This is a genomic window from Enterobacter sp. PL_is511 (assembly GCF_055816065.1).
The window spans coordinates 55,016-76,172 of sequence record NZ_JBVPGP010000023.1 but is presented as its reverse complement, the minus strand read 5'-3'; the positions used below and the strand labels follow the sequence as shown (position 1 = coordinate 76,172).

The 21,157-nt window shown below is 57.2% G+C and carries 12 protein-coding genes; 7 read left to right on the top strand and 5 right to left on the bottom strand.

The features are described from left to right. Positions 1-181 precede the first annotated feature (181 nt). From arcB to lptF, 3 genes are all read right to left on the bottom strand, one after another. Positions 182-2,515: an aerobic respiration two-component sensor histidine kinase ArcB gene (gene arcB / locus AC0TN7_RS12510; RefSeq protein ID WP_024906347.1), complete on the bottom strand. Its 2,334-nt coding sequence runs from the start codon at positions 2,513-2,515 to the stop codon at positions 182-184. A gap of 135 nt (positions 2,516-2,650) precedes the next feature. Continuing rightward, a complete protein-coding gene (gene lptG, locus AC0TN7_RS12505) occupies positions 2,651-3,733 on the bottom strand; it encodes an LPS export ABC transporter permease LptG (RefSeq protein ID WP_024906346.1) in 1,083 nt (360 codons plus the stop codon). Next, positions 3,733-4,833, bottom strand: coding sequence for an LPS export ABC transporter permease LptF (lptF, locus tag AC0TN7_RS12500; protein WP_024906345.1), 1,101 nt, complete (start codon positions 4,831-4,833; stop codon positions 3,733-3,735). The genes lptG and lptF overlap by 1 nt, the downstream gene beginning before the upstream one ends. A gap of 266 nt (positions 4,834-5,099) precedes the next feature. On the opposite strand from lptF, the gene pepA reads away from it, so the two are divergent. The 5 genes from pepA (at position 5,100) to ahr (ending at position 11,758) form a co-directional block, all read left to right on the top strand. Then, positions 5,100-6,611 (top strand): leucyl aminopeptidase, encoded by a 1,512-nt coding sequence (gene pepA, locus AC0TN7_RS12495; protein WP_024906344.1) that lies wholly within the window; start codon positions 5,100-5,102, stop codon positions 6,609-6,611. A 118-nt stretch (positions 6,612-6,729) separates the two neighbouring features. Next, on the top strand, positions 6,730-7,173 hold the full coding sequence (gene holC, locus AC0TN7_RS12490; protein WP_008502815.1) for a DNA polymerase III subunit chi: 444 nt from the start codon (positions 6,730-6,732) through the stop codon (positions 7,171-7,173). Continuing rightward, entirely contained in the window at positions 7,173-10,028 is a 2,856-nt protein-coding gene (locus tag AC0TN7_RS12485; RefSeq protein ID WP_248165493.1) for a valine--tRNA ligase, read from the top strand. The genes holC and AC0TN7_RS12485 overlap by 1 nt, the downstream gene beginning before the upstream one ends. Positions 10,029-10,151: 123 nt before the next feature. Continuing rightward, entirely contained in the window at positions 10,152-10,655 is a 504-nt protein-coding gene (locus AC0TN7_RS12480; protein WP_111967955.1) for a GNAT family N-acetyltransferase, read from the top strand. A gap of 83 nt (positions 10,656-10,738) precedes the next feature. Beyond that, positions 10,739-11,758 (top strand): NADPH-dependent aldehyde reductase Ahr, encoded by a 1,020-nt coding sequence (gene ahr / locus AC0TN7_RS12475; protein WP_248165492.1) that lies wholly within the window; start codon positions 10,739-10,741, stop codon positions 11,756-11,758. A gap of 43 nt (positions 11,759-11,801) precedes the next feature. Here ahr and AC0TN7_RS12470 read toward each other — a convergent pair whose 3' ends face one another. Continuing rightward, a complete protein-coding gene (locus AC0TN7_RS12470) occupies positions 11,802-13,442 on the bottom strand; it encodes a dihydroxyacetone kinase subunit DhaK (protein WP_248165491.1) in 1,641 nt (546 codons plus the stop codon). A 137-nt stretch (positions 13,443-13,579) separates the two neighbouring features. Here AC0TN7_RS12470 and AC0TN7_RS12465 point away from each other — a divergent pair, with 137 nt between their 5' ends. Then, complete coding sequence (locus AC0TN7_RS12465; protein WP_463727345.1) at positions 13,580-15,082, top strand: helicase HerA-like C-terminal domain-containing protein; 1,503 nt, start codon at positions 13,580-13,582, stop codon at positions 15,080-15,082. Here the strand turns inward: AC0TN7_RS12465 and mnmL are convergent. After that, positions 15,062-16,003: a tRNA modification radical SAM protein MnmL/YtqA gene (mnmL, locus tag AC0TN7_RS12460; protein WP_152680661.1), complete on the bottom strand. Its 942-nt coding sequence runs from the start codon at positions 16,001-16,003 to the stop codon at positions 15,062-15,064. The two genes, AC0TN7_RS12465 and mnmL, sit on opposite strands and share 21 nt — an antisense overlap. A 687-nt stretch (positions 16,004-16,690) precedes the next feature. Between mnmL and gltB the strand changes: the two genes are divergently transcribed. Next, complete coding sequence (gene gltB, locus AC0TN7_RS12455) at positions 16,691-21,151, top strand: glutamate synthase large subunit (protein WP_032645059.1); 4,461 nt, start codon at positions 16,691-16,693, stop codon at positions 21,149-21,151. The last annotated feature ends 6 nt before the right edge of the window (positions 21,152-21,157 follow it).

The following is a 21,157-nucleotide window of genomic DNA, read 5'->3' as shown; positions in this document are numbered from 1 at the left end:
AAACGCTATGCTTCACACATTTCACTGATTCATGTAACAAACCATTTAAGATTTGCTATCTTATCTGCGTGCGGCCTAAATTTTTCAGGCAGCGCCCTTTCGAAAATAACGTTTAAAAACAGGCGCAGCCACGATTTCCCTGGTGTTGGCGCAGTATTCGCGCACCCCGGTTAATCCGGGGTCATTTTTTTCTGGCGTCAACCCAGGCTTTAAGCACCGCCACATCGTTTTGCCACTCTTGCTTCATCTCTTCAACCCAATCACCCACGTTATCTTCCCATGCAGGTAAATCAGGCGACTGAATCTGTTGACCCAACTGCTGCAGGTGGCGTAGGCCAACCGAACCGGCGGCACCTTTAATTTTATGTCCTTCTTCCACGATGCCCTTCTGGTCACGCGCCGTCAGGTTGGATTCCAGCACGCTCAGATAGCCCGGCATCATTTTTTCGAACACCGCCAGACCATCAGTAATCAGTTTCGGGCCGACCAGATCGATGTACTGCTCCAGCATCGCGGTATCGAGTATCGTTTGGGCTTTTGCGCTATCAACAGACGTCATGGTGCTCTCCTCTTCATCACGGGTATCCCAGAACTTCTTAATCATGGCGGTCAGAGCAGGCACCGCCAGCGGCTTGCTGAGTACATCGTCCATACCGGCATCGAGATACTCTTTTTTATCTTTCAGTACGTTCGCCGTCAGGGCAACCAGCGGCGGCAGTTCGTCGGCCGCGTACTGACGCGTCAGCTCGCGCGAGATATCCAGCCCGGTCATATCCGGTAACTGAATATCCAGCAGAACAAGATCGTATTCACCCGGTTTAAACATCTCCAGCGCGGCTTTGCCGGTCATCGCGACATCCACGCTGTTGCCCAGTTTTTCCAGCACGGAGCGCGCCACGATCACGTTCAGCTCAATGTCTTCCACCAGCAGGACGTGCAGCGCAGGGAGCGGCATATCGTCATTTTCAAAGGTATCTTCCACCTCTTCCGCCACCGCCGGCGCATGGACCGTCAGCGTGAAGGTTGACCCTTTACCCGGCTGGCTGGCAACGGTGATATCGCCCCCCATGCTCTTCGCCAGTCGTTTAGAGACCGCCAGGCCAATGCCCGTTCCGGTAGCTGGTTTTCCGCCGTTGCTGTCCTTCACCTGGTAGTACATGGCGAAGATTTTGTCCTGCTCCTCCTGCGGAATACCCATCCCGGAGTCCTCTACCTCGAAGTGCAGCATGTCGCCTTCGTCAAAGCGGATGCGCACCGCAACCTGCCCCTTCTGGGTAAATTTCACCGCGTTGCTGATCAGGTTCCACAGGATCTGGCGCAAACGCGTGCCGTCTGTCACCACTTTATGCGGCAGCGGCAGGGTTGGCTCCATGACAAAACTTAGCCCCTTCTGCTGCGCCTGCAGGCCGGACAGGTTTTCCAGATCGGCAAGGAAGCTGGTGAAATCAACAGGCTGATTATCAAGCTGAACTTTACGGCGCTCCATCTTATCCATGTCAATAATATCGTTGAAAATATTACCCAGCGTGACCGCCGAAACATGGATAGTCTTGAGGTATTTTTCCTGCTCTGCGGTCAGGTCGGTATCCAGCAGAATACGGCTCAGCCCGACGATGCCGTTAAGCGGCGTACGCAGCTCGTGGCTGATGGTGGAGATAAAGGTGGTCTTGTCGCGGCTGGCGCGCTCAAGGGCATCCTGATAGCGCTTACGCTCGGTAATGTCGCGGCCAAAGCCCATCAGGCCATGGCGTTTCCCCACGCGGTCATAGTAGGGCACCTTACGGATCTCAAAGCAGGCTTTGCGTCCGTCCGGGTAATCCAGCCACTGTTCATAGGTCAGCGAGACGTTATGGCGGAATACCTTTTCATCCGTCTCCATGACCTTGGCCGCCGCCTCTTCGGAGTAAACGTCCTGTGGCTTCAGATTAATCAGCTGCTTCTCGCTTTTCCCGGTGAGCAACTCCATCGCCCGGTTACAGCCGGAAAACTCTTTATCTTCATTACGGTAAAACACCAGGTCCGGCGAAGCATCGAGGAATGACCGCAGAAAAGAGGATTGCTGCTCAAGCTGGATCTGCGTGACCTCGCGCTCTTTCATTTCGATTTTCAGCTGCTCCAGCGTGGCCTGGCGCTCGGCCTCCGCCTTCTCACGATCTGAAATCTCCTGGTTCAGCTGCGCAATGTTGTCTTTAAGCTGGACGTTGAGCTTCAGGTCGCGCTCGCGCATCTCTTCCAGTTTATCGACCAGCTTAGACAATCGCTGTCGGGACTCTTCCAGCTGTTCAACCACCACGGAAAGGAAATAGACCGCCCAGGGGGTAATAAGCAAGCCAAAGAAGATGGAGCGGATGACGTCGATACTCTCGACCTGACCATGCAGAACCATGGTGACGGCCATTTGCACGACAATGGCCAGAACGACCAGTGCCAGCGCAAGCAGCATAGAGAAACGCACCAGCCCAAGCTTCATCATCAGGTCGACGTAATACTGGGCAAGCATTCGAATTTGCTTCATAGAGGATCCCTTCACGACTTTATCGCTCAATAATACTCAAATTCAGGGCGAGGCGTTGAAGGTTGTGAGAAAAAGTGCGGGGTGAAACAGGAGATTAGCCTCGCTCCCGGTGAACCGGAAGCGAGGAGAGGTCAATCAGGAGCGTTTCAACAACAGCCAGAGGCTGATCAGGAGGAAACTGGCGCTTGGCAGCAGCGCACCAATTATCGGCGGAATGCCATAAACCAGCGTCAGCGGACCGAAGATCTGGTCGAGCACGTAGAACACAAAGCCGAAACTGATACCGGTCACGACGCGCACGCCCATCGGCACGCTGCGTAACGGGCCGAAGATAAACGACAGCGCCATCAGCATCATCACCGCCACGGACATCGGCTGGAAGATTTTGCTCCACATGTTGAGCTGATAACGTCCCGCATCCTGCCCGCTCGACTTCAGGTATTTCACATAGTTGTGTAAACCGCTGATGGAGAGCGCGTCTGGATCCAGCGCCACGACCCCGAGCTTATCGGGCGTCAGGTTGGTCTTCCACGTCCCGGTTACCGTCTGAGAACCCGTAATCTGTTTCGGATCGGTCAGGTTAGATTCATCAACCTGGGACAACCGCCACTGCTTATGTTCGGCGTCAAATTTTGCCGAAGAGGCGTGGCGAACGGACTCCAGACGGCGCTGGTCATCGAAAGCGTAGATGCTCACCCCACCCAGTTCGTCATTCCCCTTTACCCGCTCGATGTAGACGAAGTTTTTACCGTCTTTCGCCCATAAACCTTGCTGAGTCGAGAGCAGAGAGCCACCGTACATTGCCTGCGCACGGTAGTTACGCGCCATCTGTTCGCCCTGCGGCGCGACCCACTCGCCGATCGCCATGGTCAACAGCACCAGTGGGATCGCGGTTTTCATTACCGACAGCGCAACCTGCATGCGGGTAAAGCCTGAGGCCTGCATAACGACCAGCTCACTACGCTGCGCCAGCATTCCCAGCCCCAGCAGCGCGCCCAGCAGGGCCGCCATCGGGAAGAAGATCTGCACATCTTTCGGCACACTGAGCAGGGTATACATCCCCGCGCCCATCGCGTCATAGCTCCCCTGCCCGGCTTTTTTCAGCTGATCGACAAATTTGATAATGCCGGAGAGCGACACCAGCATGAACAAGGTCATCATGATGGTGGTAAAAATGGTTTTACCGATATAGCGATCAAGAACGCCAAACGCCTGCATTAGATGGCTCCTTTACGCGAGAATCGGGCACGTATGCGGCGCACAGGCACCGTATCCCACAGGTTTAACCCTAGCGCCAGTAAGATGTACAGGCTGTTGACGAACCATGTCCAGACCATAGGGTCCAGCTTACCCTTCGCGCCGTTAGAACGAATCGAGGTTTGCAGCAGGAAATAGATCAGGTAAAGCAGCATCGCTGGCAGCATAGAGAGCACGCGTCCCTGGCGAGGGTTCACCACGCTCAGCGGAACGACAATCAGCGCCATCATAAACACGGTGAAGACGAGCGTAATACGCCAGTGGAACTCAGCGCGCGCTCTGTCGGTATCGGTATTCCAGAGGGTCCGCATGTCCATTTGCTCGGTATCCGTTGGATCGAGCGCCACCGCCTGATGGCCGATAATGGCCTGATAGTTCTGGAAATCCGTGATACGGAAGTCGCGCAGCATCGCGGTGCCTTCGAAACGGGTGCCTTTATTCAGCGTCACGATCTGAGAACCATCTTTGCGCTGAGCAAGCTGACCGGAATCTGCAACCACCACGGAAGGACGCGCGTTACCTTTGGGACGTAACTGCGCCAGGAAGACGTCGTTGAATTTACTGCCGTCAACGCTCTCAATAAACAGCACGGAGTTGCCGTCGGTCGCCTGCTGGAACTGCCCCTGGGCTAACGCCGCCATGCCGGGGTTGGCTTTCGCTTCGGCCAGCACTTCGTCCTGATGACGGGAAGACATGGGGCCCGCCCACATCACATTCACCGCGGCAACAATACCCGTGAACAGCGCCAGTATCATGGCCGCTTTCACCAGTACCGCTTTGCTCAGGCCACAGGCATGCATCACCGTGATTTCACTCTCGGTGTAGAGTTTCCCAAGCGTCATGAGCAGGCCAAGGAAAAGACTTAGCGGCAGGATGAGCTGCGCCATTTCCGGGATCCCTAAACCAAGCAGGGAAAGCACCAGATTTGTTGGAATTTCGCCGTCAACGGCCGCACCGAGGATCTTAACCAGCTTCTGACAGAAAAAAATCAGCAGCAGGATGAAGAGGATCGCCAGTTGGCTTTTGAGCGTCTCCCGCACCAGATATCTTATGATTATCACTTTAAATACGCCCGTAAAAACCCGTCTCTTTGCAGGAATTTCGCTTGTTTCATGGCTTAAACGTCATTTATTCTCTTGAGTCGTCGAAATCATCGCTAAGATTAAAACATCCAGCGGATTCACGCTTCAGGACTTTTTCTGACGTGTCGAAACCGTAGTAACGTAAGATTAACACGAAGTCACCACAACAGCGGACATGAGTTACGAAAGGTTTCAATTCTATCCGTAGCAGCCGCCGTTGTCTTTAAGATTCAGGAGCGTAGTGCATGGAGTTCAGTGTAAAAAGCGGTAGCCCGGAGAAACAGCGGAGTGCCTGCATCGTTGTGGGCGTCTTTGAACCACGCCGACTCTCCCCGATCGCCGAGCAACTCGATAAAATCAGTGACGGCTATATTAGCGCCCTGCTGCGCCGTGGCGAACTGGAAGGCAAACCTGGGCAGACGCTGTTACTGCACCATGTTCCGAACGTACTGTCAGAGCGTATTCTGCTGATTGGCTGCGGCAAAGAACGCGAGCTGGATGAACGTCAGTATAAGCAGGTGATTCAGAAAACAATCAATACGCTGAATGATACCGGCTCAATGGAAGCCGTCTGCTTCCTGACTGAATTGCACGTCAAAGGGCGTAACACCTACTGGAAAGTGCGTCAGGCGGTCGAAACGGCAAAAGAGAGCCTCTACAGCTTCGATCAGCTGAAGACCAATAAAAGCGAGCCGCGTCGTCCGCTGCGTAAAATGGTCTTTAACGTGCCAACCCGTCGCGAACTGACCAGCGGCGAACGCGCGATCCAGCACGGTCTGGCGATCGCAGCCGGCATTAAAGCGGCCAAAGATCTCGGCAACATGCCGCCTAACATCTGTAACGCGGCGTACCTGGCCTCTCAGGCGCGTCAGCTGGCCGACGCCTACAGCAAAAACGTCATTACCCGCGTCATCGGCGAACAGCAGATGAAAGAGCTCGGGATGCACTCTTACCTGGCGGTCGGTAACGGATCGCAGAATGAATCCCTGATGTCCGTCATCGAGTACAAGGGCAACCCGGCCGAAGACGCGCGCCCTGTCGTGCTGGTCGGTAAAGGCCTGACCTTCGATTCCGGCGGTATCTCCATCAAGCCTGCCGAAGGCATGGACGAGATGAAATACGACATGTGCGGCGCGGCGGCGGTTTACGGCGTGATGCGCATGGTCGCTGAACTTCAGTTGCCGATTAACGTTATCGGCGTACTGGCGGGCTGCGAAAACATGCCTGGCGGGCGTGCTTATCGTCCGGGTGACGTGCTGACCACCATGTCCGGCCAGACCGTTGAAGTGCTGAACACCGACGCCGAAGGCCGTCTGGTGCTGTGTGACGTGCTGACCTATGTGGAACGCTTCGAGCCTGAAGCGGTGATTGACGTCGCCACCCTCACCGGTGCCTGCGTGATTGCGCTGGGCCACCACATCACCGGCCTGATGTCGAACCACAATCCGCTGGCGCACGAGCTTATCGGCGCCTCGGAACAGGCCGGTGACCGCGCATGGCGTCTGCCGTTGGGTGACGAATATCAGGAGCAGCTGGAGTCTAACTTCGCGGATATGGCAAACATCGGTGGACGTCCTGGCGGAGCGATCACCGCGGGCTGCTTCCTGGCACGCTTCACCCGCAAGTACAACTGGGCGCACCTGGATATCGCGGGCACCGCATGGCGCTCCGGCAAAGCCAAAGGCGCAACCGGTCGTCCAGTGGCGCTGCTGTCGCAGTTCCTGCTCAATCGCGCGGGTTTTAACGGCGACGAATGATGTAAAACGCCGGGTGGCGTCTTCGCCTTACCCGGCCTAAAGCGTCACTCAACCGTAGGCCGGGTAAGCGTAGCGCCACCCGGCTTTGCCTTTAAATCCACGACAAGAAGCCCCATATATGAAGAATGCAACGTTCTACCTTCTGGACAACGACACCCATCAGGATGGCCTCAGCGCCGTCGAACAGCTGGTGTGTGAAATTGCCGCAGAACGTTGGCGCGCAGGTAAACGCGTTCTGATTGCCTGTGAAGATGAACAGCAGGCCATTCGCCTTGATGAGGCGCTGTGGGCGCGTCCGCCGGAGAGCTTTGTCCCGCATAACCTGTCGGGCGAAGGCCCGCGCGGTGGAGCACCGGTTGAAATTGCCTGGCCGCAAAAGCGCAACAGCAGCGCGCGCGATATTCTGATTAGCCTGCGAATAGATTTTGCAGATTTTGCCACCGCTTTCACAGAAGTGGTAGACTTTGTCCCCTACGAAGAATCTTTGAAACAACTGGCGCGCGAACGCTATAAAGCGTACCGCCTGGCTGGTTTTAACCTGAATACGGCAACCTGGAAATAATGGAAAAGACATATAACCCACGCGATATCGAACAGCCGCTTTACGAGCACTGGGAACAGCAGGGCTATTTCAAGCCTAACGGCGACGAAAGCAAAGAGTCCTTCTGCATCATGATCCCGCCGCCGAACGTCACCGGCAGTTTGCATATGGGTCATGCTTTCCAGCAGACCATCATGGACACCATGATCCGCTACCAGCGCATGCAGGGGAAAAACACCCTGTGGCAGGCGGGGACTGACCACGCGGGTATCGCGACCCAGATGGTGGTTGAGCGTAAAATTGCCGCTGAAGAAGGGAAAACCCGCCACGACTACGGTCGCGACGCGTTCATTGACAAAATCTGGCAGTGGAAAGCGGAATCCGGCGGCACGATTACCCGTCAGATGCGCCGCCTCGGCAACTCCGTGGACTGGGAGCGCGAGCGCTTCACCATGGATGAAGGCCTCTCCAACGCCGTGAAAGAAGTCTTCGTCCGTCTGTACAAAGAAGACCTGATTTACCGTGGCAAACGCCTGGTCAACTGGGATCCGAAACTGCGCACCGCAATTTCTGACCTGGAAGTGGAAAACCGCGAGTCCAAGGGCTCCATGTGGCATATCCGCTATCCGCTGGCCGACGGCGCAAAAACCGCCGACGGTAAAGATTACCTGGTGGTCGCGACCACCCGTCCGGAAACCCTGCTGGGCGATACCGGCGTGGCCGTTAACCCGGAAGATCCACGTTATAAAGATCTGATCGGCAAATTCGTGGTGCTGCCGCTGGTAAACCGCCGTATTCCGATTGTGGGCGACGAACACGCCGACATGGAAAAAGGCACCGGCTGCGTAAAAATCACCCCTGCGCACGACTTTAACGACTATGAAGTCGGTCGTCGTCACGCCCTGCCGATGATCAACATCCTGACCTTCGACGGCGATATCCGCGAAAGCGCAGAAGTGTATGACACCAAAGGCGAAGAGTCTGACGTTTACTCCAGCGACATCCCGGCGGAGTTCCAGAAGCTGGAACGTTTTGCCGCGCGTAAAGCGATCGTGGCTGCCGTCGACGCACTCGGCCTGCTGGAAGAAATTAAACCTCACGATCTGACCGTGCCTTACGGCGACCGTGGCGGCGTGGTTATCGAGCCAATGCTGACCGACCAGTGGTACGTGCGTGCCGACGTGCTGGCGAAACCTGCTGTGGAAGCGGTTGAGAACGGCAGCATTCAGTTCGTGCCGAAACAGTACGAAAACATGTACTTCTCCTGGATGCGTGACATTCAGGACTGGTGTATCTCCCGTCAGCTGTGGTGGGGTCACCGTATCCCGGCGTGGTACGACAACGACGGCAACGTCTACGTTGGCCGCACCGAAGACGAAGTGCGTCAGGAAAACAACCTGAGCGCGGACGTTGCGCTGCGTCAGGACGAAGACGTGCTGGATACCTGGTTCTCCTCCGCGCTGTGGACCTTCTCCACCCTCGGCTGGCCAGAAAACACCGACGCGCTGCGTCAGTTCCACCCGACCAGCGTGATGGTGTCCGGCTTCGACATTATCTTCTTCTGGATTGCCCGCATGATCATGATGACCATGCACTTCATCAAAGACGAAGACGGCAAGCCGCAGGTTCCGTTCCATACCGTCTACATGACCGGTCTGATCCGCGACGACGAAGGCCAGAAGATGTCCAAGTCCAAGGGTAACGTGATTGACCCGCTGGACATGGTTGACGGTATCTCTCTGGAAGAGCTGCTGGAAAAACGTACCGGTAACATGATGCAGCCGCAGCTGGCGGAGAAAATCCGCAAGCGCACCGAGAAGCAGTTCCCGCACGGGATCGAGTCTCACGGTACCGACGCCCTGCGCTTCACCCTGGCGGCACTGGCCTCTACCGGCCGTGACATCAACTGGGACATGAAGCGTCTGGAAGGTTACCGTAACTTCTGTAACAAACTGTGGAACGCCAGCCGCTTCGTGCTGATGAACACCGAAGATCAGGATTGCGGCTTCAACGGCGGCGAAATGACCCTGTCTCTGGCGGACCGCTGGATCCTGGCGGAATTCAACCAGACGGTGAAAGCGTTCCGCGAGGCGCTGGACAGCTACCGCTTCGATATCGCGGCGGGCATCCTGTATGAATTCACCTGGAACCAGTTCTGCGACTGGTATCTGGAGCTGGCGAAGCCGGTGATGAACGGCGGTACTGAGGCGGAGCTGCGCGGCACGCGCAACACGCTGATTACCGTTCTGGAAGGTCTGCTGCGCCTGGCGCATCCGGTCATTCCATTTATCACCGAAACCATCTGGCAGCGCGTGAAGGTGATTGCAGGCATCAACGCTGACACCATCATGCTGCAGCCGTTCCCGGAATTCGATGCGGCTAAGGTTGATGAAGCGGCGTCCGCGGATACCGAGTGGCTGAAACAGGCGATCGTTGCGGTGCGTAACATTCGTGCTGAAATGAACATCGCCCCGGGCAAACCGCTGGAACTGCTGCTGCGCGGCTGCAGCGAAGCGGCTGTTCGTCGCGTCACCGAGAACAACACCTTCCTCAAGACCATGGCGCGCCTGGAAAGCATCACCGTGCTGCCTGCGGATGATAAAGGTCCGGTTTCCGTGACCAAAATCATCGACGGTGCCGAGCTGCTGATCCCAATGGCAGGTCTGATCGACAAAGACGCTGAGCTGGCTCGTCTGGCGAAAGAAGTGGCGAAAGTCGACGTGGAAATTGGCAAAATCGAAAGCAAGCTGGCGAACGAAGGCTTTGTCGCCCGCGCGCCGGAAGCGGTCATCGCGAAAGAGCGTGAGCGCCTGGTTGCCTTCGCCGATGCGAAGACCAAGCTGATTGAGCAGCAGGCGGTTATCGCTGCCCTGTAATGCTTTTACCCCTTACGCTTCAGGGCGTAAGGGGTAACCTTCCTGAAAACTCCTCGCTTGCACTCCCCTTTCTGCGGTGCTATTAACAGCAGTTATGTGTCAATTTTTGTAATGAGTAATGCTATGAGCGTGATTACCCCCGTCGCGACGACGATGCGTCGGATCACTGAGCAGGATAATCCGGCTATCGCCGCCGTTATTCGCACCGTTTCTGCCGAATATGGCCTGACGGCTGACAAAGGCTACACGGTTGCCGACCCGAATCTGGACGCGCTTTTCCAGCTCTACAGCCAGCCTGGTCATGCCTACTGGGTCATCGAGCAGAACGGTCAGGTCGTGGGCGGCGGCGGCGTGGCGCCCCTCAGCTGCAGCGAGCCGGATATCTGCGAACTGCAGAAAATGTATTTCCTGCCAACGGCACGCGGACAAGGACTGGCAAAAAAGCTGGCGCTGATGGCGCTGGACCACGCGCGCAAGCAGGGTTTTACCCGCTGCTACCTTGAAACGACCGCCTTCCTCAAAGAGGCCATCGGCCTGTATGAACATCTGGGCTTTGAGCATATCGATGCGCCGCTGGGCTGTACCGGCCACGTTGATTGCGAAGTCAGAATGCTGAAAAGTCTGTAACTTTCGTTCCTGCCCTCTTCTGTTAAGCGGCTGTAAACTGAATGCTCTACACTCTCAGTTCACACCACAACGGGGGAAACACGATGTCGAAGATAAAAAGCTACGCCGCACCGCAGGCGGGTGCAGAACTTGAGCTGTACGAGTACGACGCGGGCGAACTAAAAGCAGAAGACGTCGAAGTACAGGTTGATTACTGCGGGATCTGCCACTCGGATCTCTCGATGATCGACAACGAATGGGGCTTTTCAAGCTATCCACTGATTGCCGGGCACGAGGTCATTGGCCGCGTCGTGGCGCTCGGTAGCGCCGCGCAGGACAAAGGGCTGAAAGTGGGCCAGCGCGTAGGCATTGGCTGGACGGCACGCAGCTGTGGCCACTGCGATGCCTGTATCAGCGGTAATCAGATCAACTGCCTCGAAGGCGCCGTTCCCACCATTCTGAACAAAGGCGGTTTCGCCGACAAGCTGCGCGCCGACTGGCAATGGGTCATCCCGCTGCCGGACAGCATTGATATCGAATCCGCCGGTCCGCTGCTGTGCGGCGGTATCACCGTCTTCAAACCCCTGCTGATGCACCATATCACCGCCACCAGCCGCGTGGGTGTCATCGGTATTGGTGGCCTTGGGCATATCGCCATCAAGCTGCTGCACGCGATGGGCTGTGAAGTCACGGCGTTCAGCTCGAACCCGGCGAAAGAGAAAGAAGTGCTGGCGATGGGTGCGGATAAAGTCGTGAACAGCCGCGATCCTGAAGCACTGAACGCGCTGGCGGGTCAGTTTGACCTGATCATCAACACCGTTAACGTCGATCTCAACTGGCAGCCGTACTTTGAAGCGTTGGCCTACGGCGGTAACTTCCACACCGTGGGTGCGGTGATGAAGCCGCTGCCGGTTCCGGCGTTTACCCTGATCGGCGGGGATCGCAGCATATCCGGTTCTGCAACCGGTACGCCGTACGAGTTGCGCAAACTGATGAAATTCGCCGGACGCACCAAAGTGGCGCCGACCACCGAACTCTATCCGATGTCGAAAATCAACGAAGCGATCCAGCACGTGCGCGACGGCAAAGCCCGTTACCGCGTGGTGTTGAAAGCGGATTTCTGATGTGAGTTTGCCGGGTGGCGGCTTCGCCTTACCCGGCCTACTTTCACTGCTGCGCCAATACGTTAAATACTTCCGCTACCGCGACCGCTCCCGGATCCATCACCCCATCCAGGTTCTCTTTATTGACATACGACGAGCGTCCCGCGCCGGCTTTCGCCATTTTCGACGTTGCTTCTGCGCCCTGCAGCGCGGCCTGCGCTGCCGCCTGAATATTGCCTTTCTGTAACGCCTCCAGCGCCGGTTGCAGCGCATCGATCAGCGTGCGATCGCCAAGATCCGCTCCGCCGTACTGCTTCATCTGCGCCAGTCCGCTCAACAGCGCATCCGGCAGGGCGTGTCCGTCATGCAGCTTTTGCCCGGCCGCCGTAAAGAAGATCGACATCAATACGCCGCTCGATCCGCCCATCACCGTTGCCAGCCGCTCGCCAACCAGCAGCAGCAGCTTAGGCACGTCATTAAGCGGGAGCGTGTTCTGCTCCAGGCGCTGCGCAATATCCCGCGCCCCTTGCGCAAAGGTGGAGCCGGTATCACCGTCGCCCACTTTGGCATCCAGCGCGTTCAGGCGGTTTTCCAGCTGGATCAGCGTTGTCGACACGGAGGAGACAAACGCACGCACCTGCGGATTGTCAGAGGGGGTATACTCCACACGGTCATGAATGGCGCTATGCGCCACGGTGCGCAGCGGCGCAAACGCCACGGGCTTCTGCCAGCCCAGCGTTTCAACCTCGGCGTGAATCGCCTTTTCGAAGAAATCGTTAAGCTTCAGCAGCGTCAGAGAAAAGCCTTTCATATCCAGTGCGCTCACCAGCGGCGCGGGGCCTATCAGATACGCGATCTCCTCTTTCAGCGCCGAATGCGCCAGCTCTTTGGTCAGCAGCGCCATCTCCAGCGCCGATACGCCGCCAAGATTGTTAATCAATACCGCAAAGCGCCCCTCTCCCGCCTGCGCGCGTAGCGGCGTCACCAGCGTGTCGATAATCGCTTTGCTGTTCTGGGTATCTACGACGGAAGCGCCGGGCTCGCCGTGAATGCCCAGACCCAGCTCGACGTGGCCTTGCTTAATGCGCCCCTCTTCATCGTCGCTGCCCGGCAGGTTGCAGGTTTGCATCGCCACGCCCAGGCTCCAGAGGTTGTCGCAGGCCTGTTGCGCAATCTCCCGTACCTCGCTCAACGATTTCCCCTGCTCCGCCGCATAGCCCGCAATCTTATGCACCAGCGCCGTACCGGCAATACCGCGCGGCTGCTTGTTGTCCGGCAGCGCGATATCGTCTGCCACGATCACCATCTCCACCTTAAGACCGTAGCGTTTGGCCTTTTCTGCCGCCAGACCAAAGTTCAGGCGGTCGCCGGTGTAGTTTTTGACGATCAGCAAACAGCCGCGATCGCCCGTGACCGCCACAATGGCATTCAGCACCGCATCCACGCTCGGCGAGGCAAACAGATCGCCGCACACTGCCGCCGTCAGCATCCCTTTGCCGACAAACCCGGCGTGTGCGGGTTCGTGGCCTGAGCCGCCGCCCGAGATCACCGCCACGCGGCTTTTGTCCCAGTCGCCGCGTGCGACGATCCTGATGGCCGGATCGATATCAAGCTTGACGAGATTGGCATGTGGCGCAGAAAGCAGTATGCCTTCAATGGCATCGTTGACCAGCTGTTTGCGATCGTTAAAGAAGAATCTGGACATAGTTTCCCACTATTTTGTGAACCGTATGCAAAAGCATAGTCCGCGCTGGATAATGCGCCGCAAAGTCAGGAATTTACTCAACCAAATTGCTATCAGGTTGCCTATACTCCACCCAGGACTAAGAGAGGAAGCGCATCATGAGTACACCATTGTTAATTGCCCGGACGCTGGAAAAAGAGCTGTATTTACTGCCCGCGATGGCGAACCGCCACGGTTTGATCACCGGCGCGACCGGGACGGGGAAAACCGTCACCCTGCAAAAGCTGGCGGAGTCGCTTTCGGAGATTGGCGTACCGGTCTTTATGGCTGACGTGAAAGGCGATTTAACCGGTGTCGCTCAGGAAGGGACGGCCTCTGAAAAACTGCTCGAACGGCTGAAGAATATTGGCATCACGGACTGGATGCCGCATAACAATCCGGTGGTGGTGTGGGATATTTTTGGTGAGAAAGGCCATCCGGTGCGCGCCACCGTCTCCGATCTCGGCCCGCTGCTGCTGGCCCGTCTGCTTAACCTTAACGACGTGCAGTCCGGCGTGCTGAATATTATCTTCCGCATTGCCGACGATCAGGGGCTGCTGCTGCTTGATTTTAAAGATCTTCGCGCCATTACCCAGTACATCGGCGATAACGCTAAATCCTTCCAGAACCAGTATGGCAACATCAGCAGCGCCTCGGTGGGCGCCATTCAGCGTGGGCTACTGACCCTGGAGCAACAGGGTGCCGAACACTTCTTTGGCGAGCCGATGCTGGATATCAAAGACTGGATGCGCACCGACAGCAGCGGCAAAGGCATCATCAACATTCTGAGTTCGGAAAAACTCTACCAGATGCCAAAGCTCTACGCCGCCAGCCTGCTGTGGATGCTCTCCGAACTGTACGAACAGTTACCGGAAGCGGGAGATCTGGAAAAACCGAAGCTGGTGTTCTTCTTTGACGAAGCGCATCTGCTGTTTAACGACGCGCCGCAGGTATTGCTGGATAAAATTGAACAGGTCATTCGCCTGATCCGCTCCAAAGGCGTCGGCGTCTGGTTTGTCTCGCAAAACCCGTCGGATATCCCGGATAACGTGCTCGGTCAGCTCGGTAACCGCGTGCAGCACGCCCTGCGCGCCTTTACGCCGAAAGATCAGAAAGCGGTGAAAGCCGCCGCGCAAACCATGCGCGCCAATCCTGCCTTTGATACTGAAGCGGCGATTCAGGCGTTAGGCACTGGTGAAGCGCTGATCTCTTTCCTGGATGCGAAGGGCAGCCCGTCCGTGGTGGAACGCGCCATGGTGATTGCCCCCTGCTCGCGCATGGGGCCGGTTACCGACGATGAACGTAACGGCCTGATTAACCACTCTCCGGTTTACGGGAAGTACGAAGACGAGGTGGATCGCGAGTCCGCTTTTGAGATGCTGCAAAAAGGGGTACAGGCGACCACCGAATCGCAGGATGCGCCCGCCGCTAAAGGACAGTCTGTCGCCGTGGATGACGGTATTCTCGGGGGGCTCAAAGACATCCTGTTCGGCAGCACCGGGCCGCGTGGCGGCAAGCGCGACGGCGTGGTACAGACCATGGCGAAAAGCGCGGCGCGACAGGTCACCAATCAGATCGTGCGCGGCATGCTGGGGAGTCTGTTAGGCGGCCGTCGCCGGTAGACGGGGAATCCACGGGCGGCCCAGCGCCGAACCCTGTACACCGTTCTCCTGCAGATAGCGGTCGATTTCCACCATCCCCGTCCAGCGGTTCTCACACCATAGCGGTGCCAGAAGCGTTGGACGGCGGGCGCTGGCCGAAATACGGTGGTAGACAATTTCCGGCGGCGTGTGGCGAATCATCTCCCCCGCCGTCACTGAATAGTCCTCAAGCGCAATACCGCTTAACCGCCCCGCTTCCCAGGCTTTCGCCATAATGCTGCCCTTCACGATATGCAGCGGGTGCAGCTTAATGCCGTCCACGCCGGTCTCAACCACCTTTTCCAGCGTTTCAAGACCATGCGGTTGACCTTCACCGGGTAACCCAACAATCAGGTGCGAACAGACCTTCAGCCCGCGCTCGCGGGCCAGGCGCGTGGTGCGCTGGTAGCAGGCGAAATCATGGCCACGGTTAATACGGTGCAGGGTTTTGTCGTGCGCGGTTTGCAGGCCCAGCTCCAGCCAGATCTCGTAGCCTTGTTCTTTGTACTCGCTGAGCAGGTCCAGCACCGCGTCCGGCACGCAGTCCGGGCGCGTGCCCACGCACAGCCCAACAATGTTAGCCTGGCTGACGGCCTGCTGATACATAGAGCGCAGCACCTGCACCTCCGCCCACGTGCTGGTGTAGGCCTGGAAATAGGCCAGATATTGCTTCGCGCGGTTCACCAGGCTGGCCTGATGGGCAAGCTGTTCCGCGATAGATTTATGCTGCTGGGCTTCGTCAGCAAAGGACGCAACGTTACAGAAGGTGCAGCCGCCGCGCCCGATGGTGCCATCACGATTCGGGCAGCTAAACCCGCCGTGCAGCGTCAGCTTGTGAACCTTTTGCCCGTACCGCTGCAAAAGATCCCCACCAAACATATTGACTAATTTCTGTAACTGCATAATCTGATAGACCGTCCCGGAGAAAGGGGACAAGCCTGCCACTTTTAGCCTCTGTCGGCGATGACCTGGATCAATCGCCCTGGACGGCCTTTATCTATATGAATAAATACTCAAGATTACTGCAATTTCATTCACGCCATTCGTGATTACTTTTCCTTATGTTCTGATTGTTTTTTTCATTTATAGCGCCGCCACTGAAAAACAGTGACTTTATGCGGGTTTGAAGACAATGCCAGATTATTATTCTGCTATAAAACTGCTATTCAGCACGCTACATTGATAATACCGCTTACATATAGTGAGTCAGATCACACTCCGCTGCGTCCGGTCAGGGCATACAATCAATGTAAAAATAGTTAAATAGCCTTTAATTACAATGATATAAACTCTCTTTAGCACATTTTTGTATAAATAAGATTGCCATTTGACCTGTGTACCAATTCCCGATAAGTTGGAAATCCGCTGGAAGCTTTCTGGATGAGCGGCCTGCTCATCATATTTATGCAGTAATTGAGATTCCCTCTGAAGCAAGTCCTCAAACTTGTTTACCTGCGCGAAAGGATGAAAAAGAGGGCGAATGCGAGGTCCGCGTATGAAACGCAAACCCCGTCGCCATGCTCTTTCTGTGCCTGTGCGCCACGGTAAAGTTCAGTGGGAAGCCCGACGAGCCTGGGGAGGTTCACTGATATGTTGTACGATAAATCCCTTGAGAAGGATAACTGTGGTTTCGGCCTGATCGCCCACATAGAAGGCGAACCTAGCCACAAGGTAGTGCGTACCGCTATTCACGCACTGGCCCGTATGCAGCACCGTGGCGCCATCCTTGCCGATGGTAAAACCGGCGACGGTTGCGGCCTGCTGCTGCAAAAACCGGATCGTTTCTTCCGCATCGTGGCGGAAGAGCGCGGCTGGCGTTTAGCCAAAAACTACGCTGTCGGCATGCTGTTCCTGAATCAGGATCCTGAAAAGGCTGCCGCCTCACGCCGCATCGTCGAAGAAGAACTTCAGCGTGAAACCCTGTCGATTGTCGGCTGGCGCAATGTGCCAACCAACGAAGGGGTACTCGGTGAAATCGCCCTCTCCTCGCTGCCTCGTATTGAACAGATTTTCGTCAACGCGCCTGCGGGCTGGCGTCCGCGTGATATGGAACGCCGTCTGTTTATTGCCCGCCGCCGTATTGAAAAACGTCTCCAGGACGATAAAGAGTTCTACGTCTGTAGCCTCTCTAACCTGGTGAACATCTATAAAGGTCTGTGTATGCCGGCTGACCTGCCGCGCTTCTACCTGGACCTGGCGGACCTGCGTCTGGAATCGGCCATTTGCCTGTTCCACCAGCGCTTCTCCACCAACACCGTTCCACGCTGGCCGCTGGCTCAGCCGTTCCGCTACCTGGCGCACAATGGCGAGATCAACACCATCACCGGTAACCGCCAGTGGGCCCGCGCCCGTACCTATAAGTTCCAGACGCCGCTGATCCCCGATCTGCACGATGCCGCACCGTTCGTGAACGAAACCGGCTCTGACTCCAGCTCGATGGATAACATGCTGGAACTGCTGCTGGCGGGCGGGATGGATATCGTGCGCGCCATGCGTCTGCTCGTGCCACCGGCCTGGCAGAACAACCCGGATATGGATCCTGAGTTGCGCGCGTTCTTCGACTTCAACTCCATGCACATGGAGCCGTGGGACGGCCCGGCGGGCATCGTCATGTCCGACGGCCGTTTTGCCGCCTGTAACCTGGACCGTAACGGTCTGCGTCCGGCACGCTACGTCATCACCAAAGACAAGCTTATCACCTGCGCCTCTGAAGTCGGGATCTGGGATTACCAGCCTGACGAAGTGGTCGAGAAAGGCCGTGTCGGTCCGGGCGAGCTGATGGTAATCGACACCCGCGGTGGGCGCATCCTGCACTCCGCCGAAACCGACAACGATCTGAAAAGCCGCCATCCGTACAAAGAGTGGATGGAGAAGAACGTGCGTCGTCTGGTGCCGTTCGAAGATCTGTCGGACGAAGAAGTGGGCAGCCGCGAACTGGACGACGATACCCTCGCAAGCTACCAGAAGCAGTTTAACTACAGCGCGGAAGAGCTCGACTCCGTCATCCGCGTGCTCGGTGAGAACGGTCAGGAAGCGGTCGGCTCGATGGGTGACGATACCCCGTTTGCCGTACTCTCCAGCCAGCCGCGCATCATTTATGACTACTTCCGCCAGCAGTTCGCGCAGGTCACCAACCCGCCGATCGATCCGCTGCGTGAAGCACACGTGATGTCGCTGGCCACCAGCATCGGTCGCGAGATGAACGTCTTCTGCGAGGCCGAAGGCCAGGCACACCGTCTGACCTTTAAATCGCCGATCCTGCTGTACTCCGATTTCAAACAGCTTACCACCATGAAAGAGGAGCACTACCGCGCCGACACGCTCGATATTACCTTCGACGTGAACGAAGCGAGCCTCGAAGAGACGGTGAATGCGCTGTGTGACAAAGCCGAACAGATGGTGCGTAACGGTACCGTTCTGCTGGTGCTGTCTGACCGCAACATCGCGAAAAACCGTCTGCCGGTACCTGCCCCGATGGCGGTTGGCGCTATCCAGACGCGTCTGGTCGATAAGAGCCTGCGCTGCGACGCCAACATCATTGTTGAAACCGCCAGCGCCCGCGACCCGCACCACTTTGCCGTGCTGTTGGGCTTTGGCGCGACGGCGATCTACCCGTACCTGGCCTACGAAACGCTGGCCCGTCTGGTGGATACCCGCGCGATCGACAAAGATTACCGCGCGGTGATGCTGAACTACCGTAACGGCATCAACAAAGGTCTGTACAAGATCATGTCCAAAATGGGCATCTCGACCATTGCCTCCTACCGCTGCTCGAAGCTGTTTGAAGCGGTCGGCCTGCATGACGAGGTCGCCAACCTCTGCTTCCAGGGCGTGGTCAGCCGCATCGGCGGCGCCGGTTTTGCTGACTTCCAGCAGGATCTGGTGAACCTGTCCAAACGCGCCTGGCTGGCACGTAAGCCGCTGGATCAGGGCGGTCTGCTGAAATACGTTCACGGCGGCGAATACCACGCCTACAACCCGGACGTGGTGCGCACACTGCAGCAGGCGGTTCAGAGCGGCGAATACCGTGATTATCAGCAGTATGCTGAGCTGGTGAACAACCGTCCGGCGGCAACGCTGCGCGACCTCATTGCCCTGAACCCGGGTGATGAAGCGGTCAGCATTGACGAGGTTGAGCCGGCATCCGAGCTGTTCAAACGCTTCGACACCGCGGCGATGTCCATCGGCGCGCTGAGCCCGGAAGCCCACGAAGCGCTGGCGGAAGCCATGAACAGCATCGGCGGCAACTCTAACTCCGGCGAAGGCGGTGAAGATCCGGCCCGTTACGGTACCAACAAGGTGTCCCGCATCAAGCAGGTGGCATCCGGTCGCTTTGGCGTAACGCCAGCGTACCTGGTCAACGCCGACGTGATTCAGATTAAAGTCGCTCAGGGTGCGAAACCGGGCGAAGGCGGCCAGCTGCCGGGTGATAAAGTTACCCCGTACATCGCCAAACTGCGCTACTCGGTACCGGGCGTGACGCTGATCTCCCCGCCGCCGCACCACGATATCTACTCTATCGAGGACTTAGCGCAGCTGATTTTCGACCTGAAGCAGGTCAACCCGAAGGCGATGATCTCCGTGAAGCTGGTTTCCGAACCGGGGGTCGGCACCATCGCCACCGGCGTGGCGAAAGCCTATGCGGACCTCATCACCATCGCCGGCTACGACGGCGGTACCGGTGCAAGCCCGCTCTCCTCCGTGAAATATGCGGGCTGTCCGTGGGAGCTTGGCCTGGTGGAAACCCAGCAGGCGCTGGTGGCTAACGGTCTGCGTCATAAGATCCGCCTGCAGGTGGACGGTGGTCTGAAAACCGGCCTCGACATCATCAAGGCGGCGATCCTCGGCGCGGAAAGCTTCGGCTTCGGTACCGGCCCAATGGTTGCGCTTGGCTGTAAATACCTGCGTATTTGCCACCTGAACAACTGCGCAACCGGCGTGGCAACCCAGGACGAGAAGCTGCGTAAGAATCACTATCACGGTCTGCCGTTCAAAGTAACCAACTACTTTGACTTCATCGCCCGCGAAACCCGCGAGCTGATGGCGCAGCTGGGCGTTAAACGTCTGGTGGATCTGATTGGTCGTACCGACCTGCTGAAAGAGCTGGAAGGCTTCACGGCGAAGCAGCAGAAGCTGGAGCTGTCTAAGCTGCTGGAAACCGCGCAGCCGCACCCGGGCAAAGCGGTCTACTGCACCGAGAACAACCCGCCGTTCGATAACGGCGTGCTGAACGCACAGCTGCTGCAGCAGGCGAAGCCGTACGTGGACGACAAGCAGAGCAAAACGTTCTGGTTTGATATCCGCAACACCGACCGCTCCGTGGGCGCCTCCCTTTCCGGTTATATCGCGCAAACGCACGGTGACCAGGGGCTGGCGGCGGATCCGATTACCGCGCACTTCAGCGGTACCGCGGGTCAGAGCTTCGGCGTGTGGAACGCAGGCGGCGTTGAGCTTTACCTGACCGGCGATGCCAACGACTACGTCGGCAAAGGCATGGCGGGCGGTCTGCTGGCGGTGCGTCCTCCGGTCGGTTCAGCCTTCCGCAGCCATGAAGCCAGCATCATCGGTAACACCTGCCTGTACGGCGCGACCGGCGGTCGTCTGTTCGCAGCAGGCCGTGCGGGCGAGCGTTTTGCGGTGCGTAACTCCGGTGCCATCACCGTGGTGGAAGGCATTGGCGATAACGGTTGTGAATACATGACGGGCGGGATTGTTTGCGTTCTGGGTAAAACCGGCGTGAACTTTGGCGCGGGCATGACGGGTGGTTTTGCCTACGTCCTGGATGAAGACGGTGAGTTCCGCAAACGCGTGAACCCGGAGCTGGTGGAAGTGCTGGACGTTGATACGCTGGCTATCCACGAAGAACATCTGCGCGGTTTGATCACCGAACACGTGCAGCATACCGGTTCTTCGCGCGGCGAAGAGATCCTGGCGAACTGGCCAGCGTTCTCTGCGAAATTCGCGCTGGTTAAGCCGAAGTCCAGCGATGTTAAAGCCCTGTTGGGTCACCGTAGTCGTAGCGCAGCAGAGCTGCGCGTGCAGGCGCAGTAAGGAATT

What these genes read in the sequence shown, in the direction of transcription:
- pepA (WP_024906344.1), top strand. Translation starts at nt 5,100, where the DNA reads ATGGAGTTCAGTGTAAAAAGCGGTAGCCCGGAGAAACAGCGGAGTGCC.
- gltB (WP_032645059.1), top strand. Translation starts at nt 16,691, where the DNA reads ATGTTGTACGATAAATCCCTTGAGAAGGATAACTGTGGTTTCGGCCTG.
- AC0TN7_RS12485 (WP_248165493.1), top strand. Translation starts at nt 7,173, where the DNA reads ATGGAAAAGACATATAACCCACGCGATATCGAACAGCCGCTTTACGAG.
- arcB (WP_024906347.1), bottom strand. Translation starts at nt 2,515, where the DNA reads ATGAAGCAAATTCGAATGCTTGCCCAGTATTACGTCGACCTGATGATG.
- ahr (WP_248165492.1), top strand. Translation starts at nt 10,739, where the DNA reads ATGTCGAAGATAAAAAGCTACGCCGCACCGCAGGCGGGTGCAGAACTT.
- lptG (WP_024906346.1), bottom strand. Translation starts at nt 3,733, where the DNA reads ATGCAGGCGTTTGGCGTTCTTGATCGCTATATCGGTAAAACCATTTTT.
- AC0TN7_RS12465 (WP_463727345.1), top strand. Translation starts at nt 13,580, where the DNA reads ATGAGTACACCATTGTTAATTGCCCGGACGCTGGAAAAAGAGCTGTAT.
- AC0TN7_RS12480 (WP_111967955.1), top strand. Translation starts at nt 10,152, where the DNA reads ATGAGCGTGATTACCCCCGTCGCGACGACGATGCGTCGGATCACTGAG.
- holC (WP_008502815.1), top strand. Translation starts at nt 6,730, where the DNA reads ATGAAGAATGCAACGTTCTACCTTCTGGACAACGACACCCATCAGGAT.
- mnmL (WP_152680661.1), bottom strand. Translation starts at nt 16,003, where the DNA reads ATGCAGTTACAGAAATTAGTCAATATGTTTGGTGGGGATCTTTTGCAG.
- AC0TN7_RS12470 (WP_248165491.1), bottom strand. Translation starts at nt 13,442, where the DNA reads ATGTCCAGATTCTTCTTTAACGATCGCAAACAGCTGGTCAACGATGCC.